The 15,795-nt window shown below is 68.3% G+C and carries 11 protein-coding genes; 3 read left to right on the forward strand and 8 right to left on the reverse strand.

The window, feature by feature from the left end:
- Positions 1–42 precede the first annotated feature (42 nt).
- The 3 genes from OH802_RS03655 to OH802_RS03665 all read right to left on the reverse strand — a co-directional run bounded on the left by OH802_RS03655 (position 43) and on the right by OH802_RS03665 (position 3,921).
- The gene (locus OH802_RS03655) at positions 43–1,995 is read right to left on the reverse strand and encodes a M13 family metallopeptidase (RefSeq protein WP_406025204.1); all 1,953 of its coding nucleotides are present in this window, start codon (positions 1,993–1,995) and stop codon (positions 43–45) included.
- Between the two features lie 50 nt (positions 1,996–2,045).
- Positions 2,046–3,266: a M15 family metallopeptidase gene (locus OH802_RS03660; protein WP_406025205.1), complete on the reverse strand. Its 1,221-nt coding sequence runs from the start codon at positions 3,264–3,266 to the stop codon at positions 2,046–2,048.
- A gap of 61 nt (positions 3,267–3,327) precedes the next feature.
- On the reverse strand, positions 3,328–3,921 hold the full coding sequence (locus OH802_RS03665; protein WP_406025207.1) for a TetR family transcriptional regulator: 594 nt from the start codon (positions 3,919–3,921) through the stop codon (positions 3,328–3,330).
- Positions 3,922–4,025: 104 nt separating this feature from the next.
- Between OH802_RS03665 and OH802_RS03670 the strand changes: the two genes are divergently transcribed.
- Together OH802_RS03670 and OH802_RS03675 are read left to right on the forward strand one after the other, a co-directional pair.
- Positions 4,026–4,586 carry a TetR/AcrR family transcriptional regulator gene (locus tag OH802_RS03670; RefSeq protein ID WP_406025209.1) on the forward strand — a complete coding sequence of 187 codons (561 nt, stop codon included), beginning with the start codon at positions 4,026–4,028 and terminating at the stop codon, positions 4,584–4,586.
- 25 nt (positions 4,587–4,611) lie between these two features.
- Complete coding sequence (locus OH802_RS03675; RefSeq protein ID WP_406025211.1) at positions 4,612–6,954, forward strand: MMPL family transporter; 2,343 nt, start codon at positions 4,612–4,614, stop codon at positions 6,952–6,954.
- Positions 6,955–7,020: 66 nt separating this feature from the next.
- Here OH802_RS03675 and OH802_RS03680 read toward each other — a convergent pair whose 3' ends face one another.
- Positions 7,021–8,439, reverse strand: a complete 1,419-nt coding sequence (locus OH802_RS03680) for a fatty acid desaturase (protein WP_406025213.1) — start codon at positions 8,437–8,439, stop codon at positions 7,021–7,023.
- Between the two features lie 77 nt (positions 8,440–8,516).
- Between OH802_RS03680 and ppgK the strand changes: the two genes are divergently transcribed.
- Complete coding sequence (gene ppgK / locus OH802_RS03685) at positions 8,517–9,272, forward strand: polyphosphate--glucose phosphotransferase (protein ID WP_160025998.1); 756 nt, start codon at positions 8,517–8,519, stop codon at positions 9,270–9,272.
- A gap of 2,169 nt (positions 9,273–11,441) precedes the next feature.
- Here ppgK and OH802_RS03690 read toward each other — a convergent pair.
- The 4 genes from OH802_RS03690 to OH802_RS03705 form a co-directional block, all read right to left on the reverse strand.
- Entirely contained in the window at positions 11,442–12,056 is a 615-nt protein-coding gene (locus OH802_RS03690; protein WP_406025216.1) for a nitroreductase family protein, read from the reverse strand.
- Positions 12,057–12,109: 53 nt separating this feature from the next.
- Positions 12,110–12,745, reverse strand: coding sequence for a YitT family protein (locus OH802_RS03695; RefSeq protein ID WP_406025218.1), 636 nt, complete (start codon positions 12,743–12,745; stop codon positions 12,110–12,112).
- 85 nt (positions 12,746–12,830) lie between these two features.
- Positions 12,831–14,231, reverse strand: coding sequence for a Re/Si-specific NAD(P)(+) transhydrogenase subunit beta (gene pntB, locus OH802_RS03700; protein WP_406025220.1), 1,401 nt, complete (start codon positions 14,229–14,231; stop codon positions 12,831–12,833).
- Between the two features lie 2 nt (positions 14,232–14,233).
- Positions 14,234–15,763 (reverse strand): Re/Si-specific NAD(P)(+) transhydrogenase subunit alpha, encoded by a 1,530-nt coding sequence (locus OH802_RS03705; protein ID WP_406025222.1) that lies wholly within the window; start codon positions 15,761–15,763, stop codon positions 14,234–14,236.
- Between the last annotated feature and the right edge of the window lie 32 nt (positions 15,764–15,795).

Below are 15,795 nucleotides of genomic sequence, written 5' to 3' on the forward strand. Positions count from 1 at the left end.
TACGTTGTTATCGAATATTAACCAATACCCCTACCCGCAAGGTCACCAGATCCGCACGCGCTCCTCCGGATCGAGCCACAGTCCGTCGCCCGGAGCGGTGCCGAAAACCTCATGGAACTCGTCCAGGTTCCGCGCGATGTTGGCACGGAACTCCGGCGGGCTGTGCGGGTCGATCGTGAGGTACTGCTGCGCCTGCTCCTTGCGTCGCACCGTACGCCACACGTAGGCCCAGTTGAGGAAGAGCCGCTGCCGGTCGCCGACGCCCGCGGAACCATCGGTCGCGAGCATGTAGGCGGTGTGCGCGATCGTCAGGCCACCGAGGTCGCCGATGTTCTCGCCGACGGTCAGTGCGCCGTTGACGAACTCACCCGGCAGGTCCCGCGGCGAGAGCGCCGAATACTGCTCGATGAGCGCCTTGGTCTTCACCTCGAAGGCCGCCTTGTCCTCCGGCGACCACCAGTCCTGCATGTTGCCGTCGCCGTCGAACTGGGCGCCCTGGTCGTCGAAGCCGTGCCCGACCTCGTGACCGATCACCGCGCCGATGCCGCCGTAGTTCTCCGCCGGGTGCGCGTCCTTGTCGAAGAACGGGCGCTGCAGGATGCCGGCCGGGAAGCAGATCTCGTTGGTGCCGGGGTTGTAGTAGGCGTTGACCGTCTGCGGCAGCATGAACCACTCGTCGCGGTCCACCGGTCCGCCGAGCTTGCCGAGCTGCCGGTCGGTCTCGAAGACCGAGGCCGCCGACACGTTGCCGATCAGGTCGTCCTTGGAGATGGTCAGCGCCGAGTAGTCGCGCCACTTCGACGGGTAGCCGATCTTGGGCGTGAACTTGTCGAGTTTCTCGTACGCCTTCTCCTTGGTCTCCTCGCCCATCCAGTCGAGCTCGGAGATCGACTTGCGGTAGGCCTCGAGGAGGTTGTGGACCAGCTCGTCCATCTGCGCCTTCGCCTCGGGCGGGAAGTGACGCGCGGCGTACTCCTTGCCGACCGCCTCACCGATCGCGCCCTCCACGATCGCCACCCCGCGCTTCCAGCGTTCGCGCAGCTCAGGCGTGCCGTTGAGGGTGCGCCCGTAGAAGTCGAAGTTGGTCTCGACGAAGTCGTCGGTCAGGTAGGGAGCCGCCCAGCGGAGCACGTGGAAGTAGAGCCACAGCTTCCAGTCGTCGACGTCGACCTCGCCGAGCACGGTCGAGAGGTGGGAGAAGAACGACGGCTGCCGCACGACCACCTCACCGAGCACCGCCTCGGTGGTCAGCTTCGAGCCGGAGAGGTTGCGGACGTACGCATCCCAGTTGAAGTTGGGGGCCAGCTCGCGCAGCTCGGCGAGGGTCAGCAGGTTGTAGGTCTTCTGCTTGTCGCGGGTCTCCTCGCGCGCCCAGTGGCCCTCGGCCAGGCGGGTGTCGATCCGGATGATCGTCTCCGCGGCCGCACGCGGGTCGGGGTGCTCGGCGAGCTCGTAGAGGCGGGTCAGGTAGTCGGCGTACTTCCCCAGCACCTCGGCGAACTTCTCGTCGAAGTAGTAGTCCTTGTCAGGGAGCCCGAGGCCGCCCTGGAGCAGGTTGAAGATGTAGCGGTCGGACTGCTTGTCGTCGTTGTCGACGTAGGACCCGAACAGCCCGTGACCGCCGATCCGCTCGACCTCGCCCAGGAACGCCGCCAGGTCGTCCGCGTCGCGGAGCCCGTCCACGGCAGCCCTCAGACCATCCAGAGGACGTACGCCGCGCGCGGCCACCCCCTCCACATCCATGAAGCTCGCGAAGAGGTCGCCGATCTTCTGGGCGTCGCTGCCCGGCTCGCCACCCGAGGCCGCGAGCTCCTCGATGATCGCGCGCACGTCCTTCTCGGCCTGGTCGGCGAGCATCACGAACGGCCCCCAGCTCGACCGGTCGGACGGAATCTCGACCTCCCGTAGCCAGGTGCCGTTGACGAACCCGAACAGGTCGTCCTGCGGCCGAATGCTGTCATCCATGCCCGGACGGGCGTCATCGAGGATCGTCACGCACCCCAGCGTAGATGCGAGGTCCCAAGCAGGTCAGCAACAACCCCGGATCAGCCCGGTTTGACGATGCGGTTCATCTCGAAGTGCATGGGGTCGGTCCACTTCCAGTTGCCGCCCCAGGTGAAGCCCCAGCGCTCGAAGATGGAGACGACGGTGCGGTCCATCTCGCCGACGGTGCCGCGCTGGTTGCCGGCGGTGTTGAGGTCGACGGCGGTGCCGAAGGCGTGGTTGGAGAGCTGGGTGGTGTTGGCGATGAAGCGGGGGTAGTAGCAGCCGGCGTACTGCTTCGGGTCGATCGTCTTGGCCAGGCCGCGGTCGACGACCTCCTGCAGCGCGGCGCGCAGCTGCGGGATCATCACCTTGTTGCAGGTCACCGAGCCGAGGATCGGCACCTGGGCGGTCACGATGTGGGAGCTCACCCAGCTCGCGGCGGGGGTGATGGTGCCGTCGCCGTTGGCCCGGTAGGTGTAGTTGCCGACGGCCTCGGCGACGGTGCCGACGACGTACGCCTTCTGGGGAGCGTTGGGGTCGAGGCCCGCGCGGGCGACGACGTCGAGGCGCTGGACGGAGGCGTCCGAGCCGACGACCTTCTGGATCGGCTTGACGACCCGGTTGGGGGCGATGGCGGCGGTGGAGACGATGAGCGCGTTGCCCTTCTCCATCCCCATCTCCTCGCCCCACTTGTGGTTGACGACGGCCGCGGCGAGACCAGGCGGCTGGGGAGCGTAGGCACCGACATGGACAGAGGCCGCGTCCTTCTTGGAGCCGAGCCTCACGAACCCGTCCTTGTCGGCCGGGAGCTCGTCCTGGCGCTCGGGGTCGATCGCCACCTCTCCGCCGGCGACGCGCTGCCAGACCTCGTCGGAGTCGGCGCTCTGGAAGGGGGCGAAGTTGCGGTAGGTGGACGGGTCGACGGCGACCACCTTCACCAGCCGTCCCTCGACGCTGACCTGGGCCATCGAGATCTGCTCGACGCCGGAGACGCCGGAGAGACCGCGGATCTTCTTGACGTCGCCGGACGAGAGGGTGTCCTCGGAGAGGATCAGCAGGTCGGTGGAGTGCAGCGTGCCCTCGCGCTTGCCGGGAATGTCGACGGCGTGCGAGGGGTCGGCGACCGGACTCTCGTCCTTCGCGGCGCCGCTGGCGCTCGGACTGCCGCTGCCGCTGCCGCTCGGGGAGGCCGGCTTCGACGGCTCACCCGCACAGGCGGCCAGGGTCACCACGAGCACCGCGCCGATTGCCGCAGCCGCTCTCCACGAGACCTTACGCATCCATCTACCTCCCCGCAGGAAGGTTAGGCGAGGCCTGGTCAGCACCCAACTCGCTGGTAACTCAGCCGTTGAGGACCCGCGAGATCAGCCAGGCGATGTCGTCGGCGGTCTCGTCGGGTGACTTCGTGGGCTGCATGACATGGCTGAGGACCACCCGAACGGTCATCTCGATGGCGGTGTCCGCCTGGTCGTCGGTCAGCCCGTGCTCGAACTTCTCGACGTGCTCGTGGATGAGCTCGGTCGCGTAGCCCAGCAGTCCCTCGCTGTGGCTGGTGAGGTAGGGCAGCAGCTCGGTGTCGGCACCGTGGGTCGCCGAGACGACCGCGTGCAGCAGCTTGTTGTCCTGGGCACGGTCGAGGACACCGTACGTCGCCTGGCGGATCGCCCGGATGAAGTCGTCCTCCTGGTCGAAGGCCGTGCTCACGACCGCGAGGAACTGCTCGAGCTCACGCAGGATCAGCGACTTCGCCAGGGCCGGCTTGGCGCCGATGTCGTTGTAGACGGTCTGCCGGCTGACCCCGCATCGCTGGGCGATGCGCGACATCGTCACACTCGCCCACCCGGACTCGGTGGTCATCTCGACGGCGGCATCGAGGATCCGCTGTCGGGTGGTTTCAGGTGCGCCGGCCGCCATGAAGGCAAAGTCTACGGCCATGCCTCCCCGCGGATGACGGGACGGGTGAACTGTCCCACATGGTTTTGCACTCAATACCCCCAGGGTGCAACACTGCACTCTATGAGTGAAAGTGCAATCGGATGATGCGACGGGATCGCACCGCGGCCGCCATCCATCGCGCCGCGCTCCAGATGACCGATGAGTTCGGCTTCGACGGCTGGACCATGGACCATCTCGCCGAGCGGGTCGGCGTCTCGCGACGTACGTTGTTCAACCACGTTCCGAGCAAGATGGATGCCGTCCTCGGCCCTGACCACGAGCCCGATCCCGAGCTGGGCGCGACCTTCGTCGGAGGCGGCCCCACCGGACACGTCGGCCGCGACCTCGGCGTCCTCGTGCGCACGGTGCTCGAGGCCGAGAAGATGGACCACGACGACCTCGTCCTCATCCGTCGCGTCCTGAAGACCGACAAGCAGGTGCTCGACGCCGCGCACGCGCGCTTCGAGAAGGCGACGGCTCACTTCGCCGAGGTGATCTCGCAACGCGAAGGCGACCAGATGACCCCGGAGCTCGCCGGCGTCGCCCTGCGCCTGGTGATCGTCGTCTTCGACGCCGCGCTCGACGCCTACCTCGCCAATCCTTCGGCCGGCACCGTCGCCGACCACTTCACCCGGATCTTCGACGACCTCGTCGATCTGTTCTGAACCACTGACCAGGGGGACCCCCGAAATGGCCAAGCTGCTCTATCGACTCGGAAAGACCGCCTACCGGCGGTGGCCGGTCTTCGTCGCCGTCTGGATGATCGTGATCATCGGGATCGGCGCCGTGGCGACCACGATGTCCAAGCCGATGTCCACGACCTTCACCATGCCCGGCCTCGAGTCGGTCGAGGCCGCCGAGGAGCTGCCCGAGATCATGGGCAGCGAGGAGGGCTCGGTGCTCGACGCCGCCTCCATCGAGGTCGTCGTCGCCGCGCCCGAGGGCGAGACCCTCACGAGCTCCGACAACCAGGCCGCCGTGGCCGAGCTCGTCACGAACCTCGCGGCGCTCGACGACGTACCAGACCAGATCTCCTACATCTGGACCCCGGAGATGGCCGAGGCGGCCGCTCCGGCGACGGCCCAGGCGATGTCCGCGCAGAGCGGTCAGCAGGTGAGCGAGAAGCAGGCGCTGCAGATGCTGCTCGGCCAGCTCGAGGCCCAGCCGACGCTGTCCGACGACGGCCGGATCGGCCTGATCTCGACCCAGTTCGAGGACGTCGACGTCTCCGAGGTGACCCCGGAGATGCAGCAGGAGGTCACCGACGTCGTCGAGGAGGCCGACGCGGCCTCCGGCCTCCAGGTCGAGGTACGCGGCCAGGGCATGCAGGTCCAGGAGATCGGCGGCGCCAGCGCCGAGCTGGTCGGCATCGTGCTCGCCCTGCTCATCCTGCTGCTGACCTTCGGCTCGTTCGTGGCCGCCGGGCTCCCGATCCTCACCGCCGGCATCGGCGTCGGCATCGGCACCATGGGGATCACGGCTCTCACCGCGTTCACCGACGTCTCCTCGACCACCCCGATGCTCGCCACGATGATCGGCCTCGCGGTGGGGATCGACTACGCGCTGTTCATCCTGGCGCGCTACCGCAGCGAGCTCGACCACACCGACGACCGTGAGGAGGCGATCGGCGTCGCGGTCGGCACCGCCGGCTCCGCGGTGGTCTTCGCCGGCCTCACCGTCGTCATCGCTCTCTCCGCGCTCAGCGTCGTCGGCATCCCGTTCCTGACCTACATGGGCCTGGGCGCCGCAGCCACGGTCGTGGTCGCAGTCCTGGTCGCGCTGACCCTGCTCCCCGCCCTGCTGGGTGTGTTCAAGTCGAAGGCCTTCGGCCTGTCCGTACGCCACTACAACCCCAAGCGCGAGGCCAACGGCCGCGTGCTCAACAACGGTGTCCGCTGGGCCCGGTTCATCGGCAAGGCGCCCATCGCCTGGGTGCTGATCGTGGTCATCGGCCTGGGCGCCCTGGCCATCCCGTTCAAGGACCTGCACCTCGGAATGCCCGGCGACAGCACGGCCCCCGCGGACAGCTCGCGCCGTCAGGCGGTCGAGCTGGTCGAGGAGGGCTTCGGGCCGGGCCGCCTCGACCCGATGATGCTGGTGGTCGATGCCCGCGAGACACCCGGCGACGCAGCGGCCAAGCAGGCCACGTACGCCCGGGTCGCGGAGTGGGCCGGCTCGCTGGAGGGGGTCGCCAAGGTGGTGCCCCCGTCGGGCAACGAGAACGGCGCGGTGATCCTGATCGAGCCGGAGACCGCCCCGGAGGACGAGGCGACCGAGAACCTGCTGGCGGAGCTGCGCGAGGGCGAAGGTGCCCTCGAGGAGGAGACCGGCGCGGACCTCGCGGTCACCGGCACCTCCGCGATCATGTCCGACATCTCCGAGAAGCTCAACGACGCACTGTTGCCCTACCTCGCGATCGTGATCGGGTTGGCGTTCCTCCTGCTGATGCTCGTCTTCCGCTCGATCCTGGTGCCGCTGACCGCGACGCTCGGCTTCCTGCTGTCGGTCCTGGCCACCCTCGGCGTCACTGTCGCGGTCTTCCAGGAAGGTGCCTTCGGGATCTTCGACGGCCAGCCGATCGTCAGCTTCATGCCGATCTTCCTGATCGGGCTGGTCTTCGGCCTGGCGATGGACTACCAGGTCTTCCTGGTCACCCGGATCCGTGAGGCCCACGTCCACGGTGCCTCCTACAAGGAGGCCGTGGTCGACGGGTTCCGCAACTCGGCCCGGGTGGTCACGGCCGCCGCGCTGATCATGACCGCCGTCTTCTCGGGCTTCATCCTGATGGACGACCCCATCATCAAGTCCATGGGCTTCGCGCTCGCCGCGGCCGTCGTCTTCGACGCCTTCATCGTGCGGATGCTCCTCATCCCGACGCTGATGTACCTGATGAGGGAGAAGGCCTGGTGGCTGCCGAAGTGGCTCGACCGGATCCTCCCGAACGTCGACGTCGAGGGCGAGAGCCTGGAGCGGCACTACCTCGCCGACCACTACGCCGAGGAGCCGCGGGAACCCGAGCTCGCGAAGCGCTGACCGTCGCCGGCAGCAGACAGCCCCCGATCTCGTACGAGGTCGGGGGCTGTCGCCGTCCGAGGACGGCTACGAGACGGAGTCCGAGGCGAGAGGTACGAAGTCGACCTTCTCGCGCACGCCACAGTCCGGGCAGCACCAGTCGTCCGGCACGTCCCCCCACGATGTGCCGGCGGCGAACCCTTCTGCCTCGTTGCCCTCCTCCACTCGGTAGGTGTACCCGCACCCGGGACAGCGGGCGGCCAGCACCTCCTGGCCGATGACCTGCGCGACGGTGTCGTCGCCGGTCTCGGCACGATCTGCGACCGGCGCCGGATATTTCGCCAGGATCCTGTCCCGCTTTCGGGGCAGGATGTTGGCCCGCGACATGTCGCCGTCGAAGTGCGCCAGCACCCTGGGGTCCATCACCTGGCGCCAGACCGGCGGCACGATCGCGAGCAGGATCATCCCGGCATAGCCGGTGGGCAGCACCGGAGACTCCTTGTAGTCGCGCAGGGTCTGGTAGCGGCGTACGGGGTTGGCGTGGTGGTCGCTGTGGCGCTGCAGGTGGTAGAGCAGCACGTTGGTGGCGATGTTGTTGGAGTTCCAGGAGTGGCTGGGGTCGACGCGCTCGTAGCGCCGGCCGACGCGTTGGCGCAGCATGCCGTAGTGCTCCATGTAGTTGATCACCTCGAGCAGCGAGAACCCGACGACGGCCTGGACCAGCAGGAACGGGATCACCACGGGCCCGAGCCACACGATCAGCCCGCCCCACAGCACCGCCGACATCAGCCAGGCGTTGAGTACGTCGTTGCCGATCCGGAACGGGTGCTGGTCGCGACGCGCGTACCTCTTCTTCTCCAGCCTCCAGGCGCTCTTCAGCGACCCCGAGACCGTGCGGGGCCAGAAGGTGTAGAAGGACTCGCCGACCTTGGCCGAGGCCGGGTCCTCGGGGGTCGCGACGCGGACGTGGTGGCCGCGGTTGTGCTCGATGTAGAAGTGGCCGTAGAAGCTCTGCGCGAGCGCGACCTTGGAGAGCCAGCGTTCGACGTCCTCGCGCTTGTGGCCGAGCTCGTGGGCGGTGTTGATGCCGATGCCGCCGATGCAGCCGACCGAGATCGCCAGCCCGACCCGGTCGATCACGCTCAGCGTGTGGCCGTCCAGTGCGCCGTGAGCGGCGAGCGCCATGCCGCCGATGAAGACGGCGTACTGCAGCGGGAGGTAGGAGTAGACGATCCAGCGGTAGTACCTGTCGTTCTCCAGCGCCTCGATCATGTCGTCAGGCGGGTTGGACTTGTCGAGCCCAGCGAACAGGTCGATGGCCGGGACCACGATCAGGATGATGATCGGTCCGGTCCACAGGAACGCGCCGATGTCGGTCAGGTGCCAGCCGCTGATCGCGATGAACCCGAGGAGCGGCACCACCAGGCCGAGCAACCACAGATAGCGTTTCTTGTCGCGCCACTGTTCGGTCGAGCCGTCGGGCACCGTGCTGTTGGCGATCTCCATCGTTGGCCCCTTTGACAAATCAGGATGATCTGTCAAGTGTCGTACGTCACGTCGGTGCTTGTAAATAGGATGGGCTCATGACGACGAGCCTGCCCTTCGGCATCGACTTCGGCGGCACGGGCATCAAGGGTGCCCCGATCGATCTCGCGACCGGCGAGTTCGCCGAGGAACGCGTACGCATCCCGACACCCGAACGCTCCACCCCCGACGCCATCGCCGAGATCTTCGTGGACCTGCTCTCCCAGTTCCCGGACTACGACGGGAAGGTCGGCGTGACCGTCCCCGGCGTCGTACGTCACGGGGTGGTGCACTCCGCGGCCAACATCGACAAGTCCTGGATCGGCGCCGACGCGGACGCGATCTTCACCGCGGCCACCGGCCGGGACGTGCACGTGGTCAACGACGCCGACGCCGCCGGCCTGGCCGAGGTCCGCTACGGCGCCGCGAAGGGTCGCCGCGGGCTGGTCATCATGACGACGCTCGGCACCGGCATCGGGTCGGCGCTCCTCTACGACGGCGTGCTCGTGCCCAACTCCGAGCTCGGTCACCTCGAGCTCGACGGCCACGACGCCGAGACCCGCGCCTCCAACATCGCCCGCAAGCGCGAGGATCTCTCCTGGAAGCACTGGGCCAAGCGGCTGCAGCGGTACTACCAGCACCTGGAGATGCTGTTCTCCCCCGACCTATTCCTTGTCGGCGGAGGGGTCTCGAAGGAGGCGGCGGAATTCCTGCCGCTGCTCGACCTGGACACCGAGATCATCCCGGCGAAGCTCCTCAACACCGCGGGGGCCGTCGGGGCCGCGCTGTACGCCGAAGAGCTCGCCACCGACTGACGGCGGTCCGTGCGGCCCCGGAGGCCACGGCGGTCCCGGGGGTCCCGGCGGCTGCGCCGGCGGCACGGGCGGCATCGGCGGCCAGGCAGGTCGAGAATCCCACGGCGCCCCCGCCTTCCTCGTCTTCTTCGCCTGCACGAGGAAGGCCCTGCGCTCGGCCCGCCGGCGTCGCGCCGACGGGTTCCAGAACACCCGGTACGCCGCGTACGCCGCGCAAGCGAGCACGAGCAGCGCGACCAGTCCGACGATCAGTGCCCAGTCGGCCCGGGCGCGTACCCCGGCCGCGGTGGCCGAGGCGTCCTCGAGATAGCCGTTGTTCAGGTCGGCTCGCGCACTGGCCGCGCCCACGTCGAGGAACAGCACCAGCTCGCCGAGCTCGGTCAGCGGGTTCTGCATGCCCTCGACGTCGGCGGTCGCCTCACCGACCTCGGTGATCACCTCGGCGGTGCGGGGCAGCGTGGCGGCGAGCTCGCGATACCGGTCGTCCTCGTTGGCGCCCTCGTAGGCCTCCTTCGCCGCGGCCGGCACCGGCAGATCGGCCTTCTCGGCCGCCTCCTGGACCGCAGCGGCATCGGCGTTCGCCTCACCGATCAGGCCGACGACACCGTCCACGTCCTCGAAGCCCCACTCGGCCATGACGTCGCGGAGACCCAGCGGCGGTAGCCACTCGCCGTTGACGCGGTCGATCTCGGCGTACGTCTTGCGGGCCTCGGCCCTCGGCTCGAGCTGCTTCGCCTCGGCGCGGGTGAGCACCCAGTTCTTCAGCGGCTTCTCCGGGGAGGCATCGGTGTCGTACCTCTGCACGATGTCGAGGAAGAGGCGCCAGTCGACCGGGCCGCTGGTGATCTCGTCATCGGCGGCGTCGTAACCACTGCGGCCGTCGTAGACGTCGTCGACCACATGGGTCAGCTCCTCGTCGGAGAGGTCCGCGAGCATGGCCGAGACGGCTGTGTAGGCAGCCGGGTAGCCGTACGCGTCCTTCTCCTGGCTCCAGCCGGCGGCATCCCAGGTCAGGAGGGGGAACGCGGCCTTGCTGCGACGCTTCACCTTGCCGTACTTCTGCCCCTTGGCACCGACCTTCTCCGTCGCGTGCTGGGCGACGAGCTCGGTCAGGCCCTCGCTCAGCCAGCGGCCCTCGACGATGTCGGGGTTGATCCAGGCGTGGGTCATCTCGTGGTAGAGGATCGCCGTGTCCAGGTCCTCGGAGACGACGATCTCGTCGGCGTCGGAGTCGAACCAGGCATAGCCGACCGCCTCCGCCGAGCCGTCCTCACGAATCGTCTCGAGCCCACCGGGCCACTCGTTGCCGGTCAGCTCCTCCAGCACCGGCATGCCCTCGGTGACCCGCTTCTCGGCGAAGTCGATCCACTCCTTGTCCTTGGGAAAGCTCTGCAGCGACAGCTTCGTGTCGCCGACCTTGATCTTCTTCTCGTCGAAGGCCTTCGGGTCGCGGGCGGAGACGCCGGCGTCGACGAAGTCGCCCTCGGAGTGCCAGGTCGTCGTCTTGCCCTTGGTGCGCTTGCTGAATTCGCCCGAGGAGGCGGTGAACGTCATCGACTTCGGCAGCACGACGTCGACGGTCACCTGCCCGTCGTCACCGAGGCCGATCACGGGGAAGACGGCGTACCCCTCGCCGATCCGGGTGTGGTTCTTCTTCGCCCGGATCGGGGCGCCCTTCAGCTCGTACGTCCAGGTGATCGTGCGCGACTTGCCGTAGTAGAGGTTCGGGAAGGACACGGTCACCACCGCGAGACCGGTGCCCTTGATCTTCTCGGTGCTCACCGGCAGGTTCGCGCCGTTGCTGGTCGCCCTGACCTTCGTCGCCCCTGCTGGGATCGGGATCGCGTGACCGGTCAGGAAGTAGTAGGTCGTGGCCGTGCTCGGCTGCTGGTTGGTGATCGTGACCTCGGCCTTCACCTTGACGGTCTTGGCCTTCTCGTCGAGCACGTAGCGGGTGCGCGAGGACTCGCCGACACTGTCGTTGGGCGCCGCGACGGCCGCTGGCGCGGTCGTCACCAGCCCAGCACCCAGCACCCCCAGCACGAATACACCTGCCACGACGCGCCGGAGTCGACCTGCTCCCTGACCGTTCTCCACCCAGGAACCTTAGACCGATGCCCCGATGGGTACGTCCCTTTTAAAGCCTTCTGGGACGCACGCCCCGGGGCATCAGGCCCAGGGCGTGCCCCATTTGTCGGCGAAGGCGATCTCCTCGAGCGGCCGCCGGACGCGCTCGCGCTCCTCGCGCTCCGCGTCGCGCGGGTCGACCTGCGCGGGGTCGCCGTGGAGGCCGACCGCGATCCCGGTCATCACCTTCCACCAGTCGGGTACGCCGAAGGCCGCTGCCACGGCATCGTGGTCGAACCCGGCGAACTGGTGGGAGGAGAGGCCGAGGGAGGCGGCCTGGACGGTGAGATGCGCGGCCGCCTGACCGAGGTCGTAGTGGGAGTAGTCCGACCACTTCGGACCATTGCCGTCCGGGCCCACGCCGACCTGGGAGATCGCGACGAACACGGCCGATGCCCGCGGCACCCAGCCGGAGTTGCCTCGCGAGAGGTGGCTCACGAACGTCTGGTGCCCGGCCGATCCGCGGGGCAGCACCAGAAACGACCACGGCTGGCTGTTGCCCGCGCTCGGCGCCCACCGGGCCGCCTCGAGGAGCAGCCTGATCTCGGCGTCGGAGAGCTCGTGGGCCGGGTCGAACACACTCACCGACCAGCGGTCACGCAGGTGCTCGGTCAGGTCCTCGGCGCCGGCCTGGGGCGCGCGCTTCGCGGCAGTCATGCCTCTATTCTGCAATGTCTACCGACTTGGAAGACAAACGTCTCAGGACGACGTCAGGCGAGGTACCGGCCGGGCCGGTGGTTGAAGGCCAGGATGATGTTGAGGACGACCGCGCCGAGGGCGGAGAGGAGGACGGTCGCGGGCGAGACGACGAAGAGCGCGAGGAGGACGACGCTGACGTCGAGGCCCATCTGGACGTACCCGGCCCGGAGGTTGAGCCGCTCCTGCAGGAGCAGTGCGAGCACGTTGAACCCGCCCAGCGAGGCACCGTGGCGGAAGATCACCAGGAGCCCGAGGCCGACGAGCAGGTTGCCGGCCACGACCCCGTAGACGGTGTCGAGGCCGTCGAGCGGAAGCAGGTCGGCGTGGACCCGGGTCATCGCCGAGACCGCGATGACGCAGCCCAGCGACCGGAGGGTGAACCCGATGCCCTTCTTGGAGAGCGCGAGCCCGAAGAAGGGCAGGTTGACCAGGACGAACAGCACCTCGAACGGCAGCCCGGTCCAGTAGCTCACCAGCAGGCTCAGGCCGGCGGTGCCGCCGGTCACCGCGCCGACCGACTGGATCAGGTAGAGCCCCAGCGAGGTCACCACGATGCTGGTCACGTAGCCGAGCGCGTCCTCCAGCAACGTATGGGGGACACGGATCGACTCGAGGGAGTCTGTAAACGGCTCGGACACGACACTCATTCTGGGTGTCGTGCCCGAGCCGTGCAGAATTCACCAGGGCGAGACTTGCGTCACGTTTCCGCTGGTCAGATGCTGTTTGTCCAGGTCAGGCCGGCACCCGGGCGAGGGCGTTGACGATCTCGTCGACCTTGGCCTTGGCGTCGCCGAAGAGCATCTGCGTGTTCTCCCGGAAGAAGAGCGGGTTCTGCACACCGGCATAGCCCGCGGCCATCGACCGCTTGAAGACGACCACGTTCTTGGCCTCCCAGACCCGCAGGACGGGCATGCCGGCGATCGGGCTGGTGGGGTCCTCGGCGGCGGCCGGGTTCACGGTGTCGTTGGCACCGATGACCAGGACGACGTCGGTCTCGGCCAGGTCGTCGTTGACCTCGTCCATCTCCAGGACGATGTCGTAGGGCACCTTGGCCTCGGCCAGCAGCACGTTCATGTGGCCCGGGAGACGGCCGGCGACGGGGTGGATGCCGAAACGTACGTCCACGCCCTTGTCCCGCAGGATGCGGGTGAGCTCGGCGACCGGGTACTGCGCCTGGGCGACGGCCATGCCGTAGCCCGGGGTGATCACGACCGAGGAGGCGCCGGCGAGGAGCTCGGCGGTGTCCTCGGCGTTGATCTCGCGGTGCTCGCCGTAGTCGACGTCACCCGACGGCCCGGCCTCGATGCCGAACCCGCCGGCGATGACCGAGATGAACGAGCGGTTCATCGCCTTGCACATGATGTAGGAGAGGTACGCACCCGAGGAACCGACCAGGGCACCGGTGACGATCAGCAGGTCGTTGCCGAGCAGGAAGCCCGAGGCGGCCGCGGCCCAGCCGGAGTAGCTGTTGAGCATCGAGACCACGACCGGCATGTCACCGCCGCCGATGGAGGCGACCAGGTGCCAGCCGAGCGCCAGCGCCACCACGGTGACCGCGATCAGCAGCGGGAGCGTCGGGTTGATGACGTAGACGACCGTCAGGATCACGAAGACGACCAGGGCGCCGATGTTGATGACGTTCTTGCCCGGCAGCATCAGCGGGGCCGACTTCATCCGCGCGGAGAGCTTGAGGAAGGCGACGATCGAGCCGGTGAAGGTCACCGCACCGATGAAGACACCGATGAAGACCTCGGCAGAGTGGATGGCGCCACCGTGGATGTGGCCCGCAGCGGCCTCGAGGTGGCCGTTCCAGCCGATCAGGACGGCCGCCAGACCGACGAAGGAGTGCAGCAGCGCGATCAGCTCGGGCATGCCGGTCATCTCTACGACCTTGGCACGCCACAGGCCGATGACCGCACCGACGGCGACAGCGACGACCAGGACGATCACTGCGGTGGTGGTGCCGCCGTCGACGACCTGGATGACGGTCGCGACCAGCGCCAGCGTCATACCGGCGACGCCGTAGAGCCAGCCCTGCGAGGCGGTCTCGTGCTTGGACAGCCCTGCCAGCGACAGGATGAAAAGGAGGGCGGCGACGAGGTAGGCCGCACCAGCGATCGAGAAGATATCCATGATCAGGCCTTCCGGAACATCGAGAGCATGCGGCGGGTCACGGCGAAGCCACCGAAGATGTTGATGCTCGCCAGCAGCGTGGCGATGCCCGCGAGCACCATCACCACGTTGTCAGCGACGGTGAGCTGCAGCAGGGCGCCCACGACGACGATGCCGGAGATCGCGTTGGTCACCGACATCAGCGGGGTGTGCAGCGCGTGGTGCACATGGCCGATCACGTAGAACCCGATCACCACCGACAGCGTCAGCACGGTGAAGTGCCGGGTGATCTCCGCCGGAGCGACCGCGTTGAGCAGGAAGAGAGCGAGCGCACCGGTGCCGACCAGGGCGAGCTTGGCGGAGGCGGAGAGCGGCTTCTGAGTCTCCTTGACCGCGACCTCGGCGGGGGCGACCGCGGCCGGAGCCGCGGAGACCTGAACCGGCGGGGGCGGCCAGAGCACGCCGCCGTCGTGCACGACGGTCAGACCGCGCTGGACCTGGTCCTCGAGATCGAGGGCGAGTACGCCGTCCTTCTCGGGCGTCACCAGCTTCATCAGGTTCACCAGGTTGGTGCCGTAGAGCTGGCTGGACTGCGCGGGAAGACGCGCGGGCAGGTCGGTGTAGCCGATGATCGTGACGCCGTTGGGCGTGGTGACGACCTCGTCCTTCACCGTGCCCTCGACGTTGCCACCCATCGCGGCCGCCATGTCGACGATGACCGAGCCGGACTTCATGCTCGCCACGTCGGCCGCCGTGATCAGCTTCGGCGCCGGGCGCCCCGGGATCAGCGCGGTCGTCACGATGATGTCGACGTCCTCGGCCTGCTCGGAGTAGATCTCCGCGGCGCGCTGGTCGTAGGCCTCCGAGGTCGCCTTGGCGTAGCCGTCGGTCGACTTCTCGACCTCGACCTCCACCTTCAGGTATTCACCGCCGAGCGACTTGACCTGGTCGGCGACCTCCGGACGAGGGTCGGTGGCGCGCACGATCGCACCCAGCGAGCTCGCCGCGCCGATCGCGGCCAGACCGGCCACACCGGCACCGGCCACGAGCACCTTCGCTGGGGGCACCTTGCCCGCCGCGGTCACCTGGCCGGTGAAGAAGCGGCCGAAGTGGTGGGCGGCCTCGACCACGGCGCGGTAACCCGCGATGTTGGCCTGGCTGGAGAGGATGTCCATGGACTGGGCCCGCGAGATACGCGGCACCGCGTCCATCGCGAAGGCGTCGACCTTGCGGGCGGCCAGGGCGTCGAGCAGCTCAGCACTCTGCGCCGGCGCCAGCGGGGCGACCAGGGTGGCGCCGCTCTTCAGCAGCTCGACCTCGCCGACGGAAGGCGCGTTGACCCGGAAGACCAGGTCGGCACCCCACGCGTCGGCGGCCGTGCCGATGCGGGCGCCGGCCTCGGCGTACGCCTCGTCCTTGAAGCTGGACGCCTCTCCGGCTCCACCCTCGATGACGACGTCATAGCCCAGACCGGTCAGTTGTTTGACCGTCGCGGGGGTGGCCGCTACCCGGGTCTCCCCGGGCTTCGTCTCTCGGGTCACTCCGATGAGCATCCTCGACTCCTTGGGTCTAGCTGCGCAGTGTC

Origin of the sequence: Nocardioides sp. NBC_00850 (genome assembly GCF_045207335.1) — a bacterium.
GTDB lineage: Bacteria > Actinomycetota > Actinomycetes > Propionibacteriales > Nocardioidaceae > Nocardioides.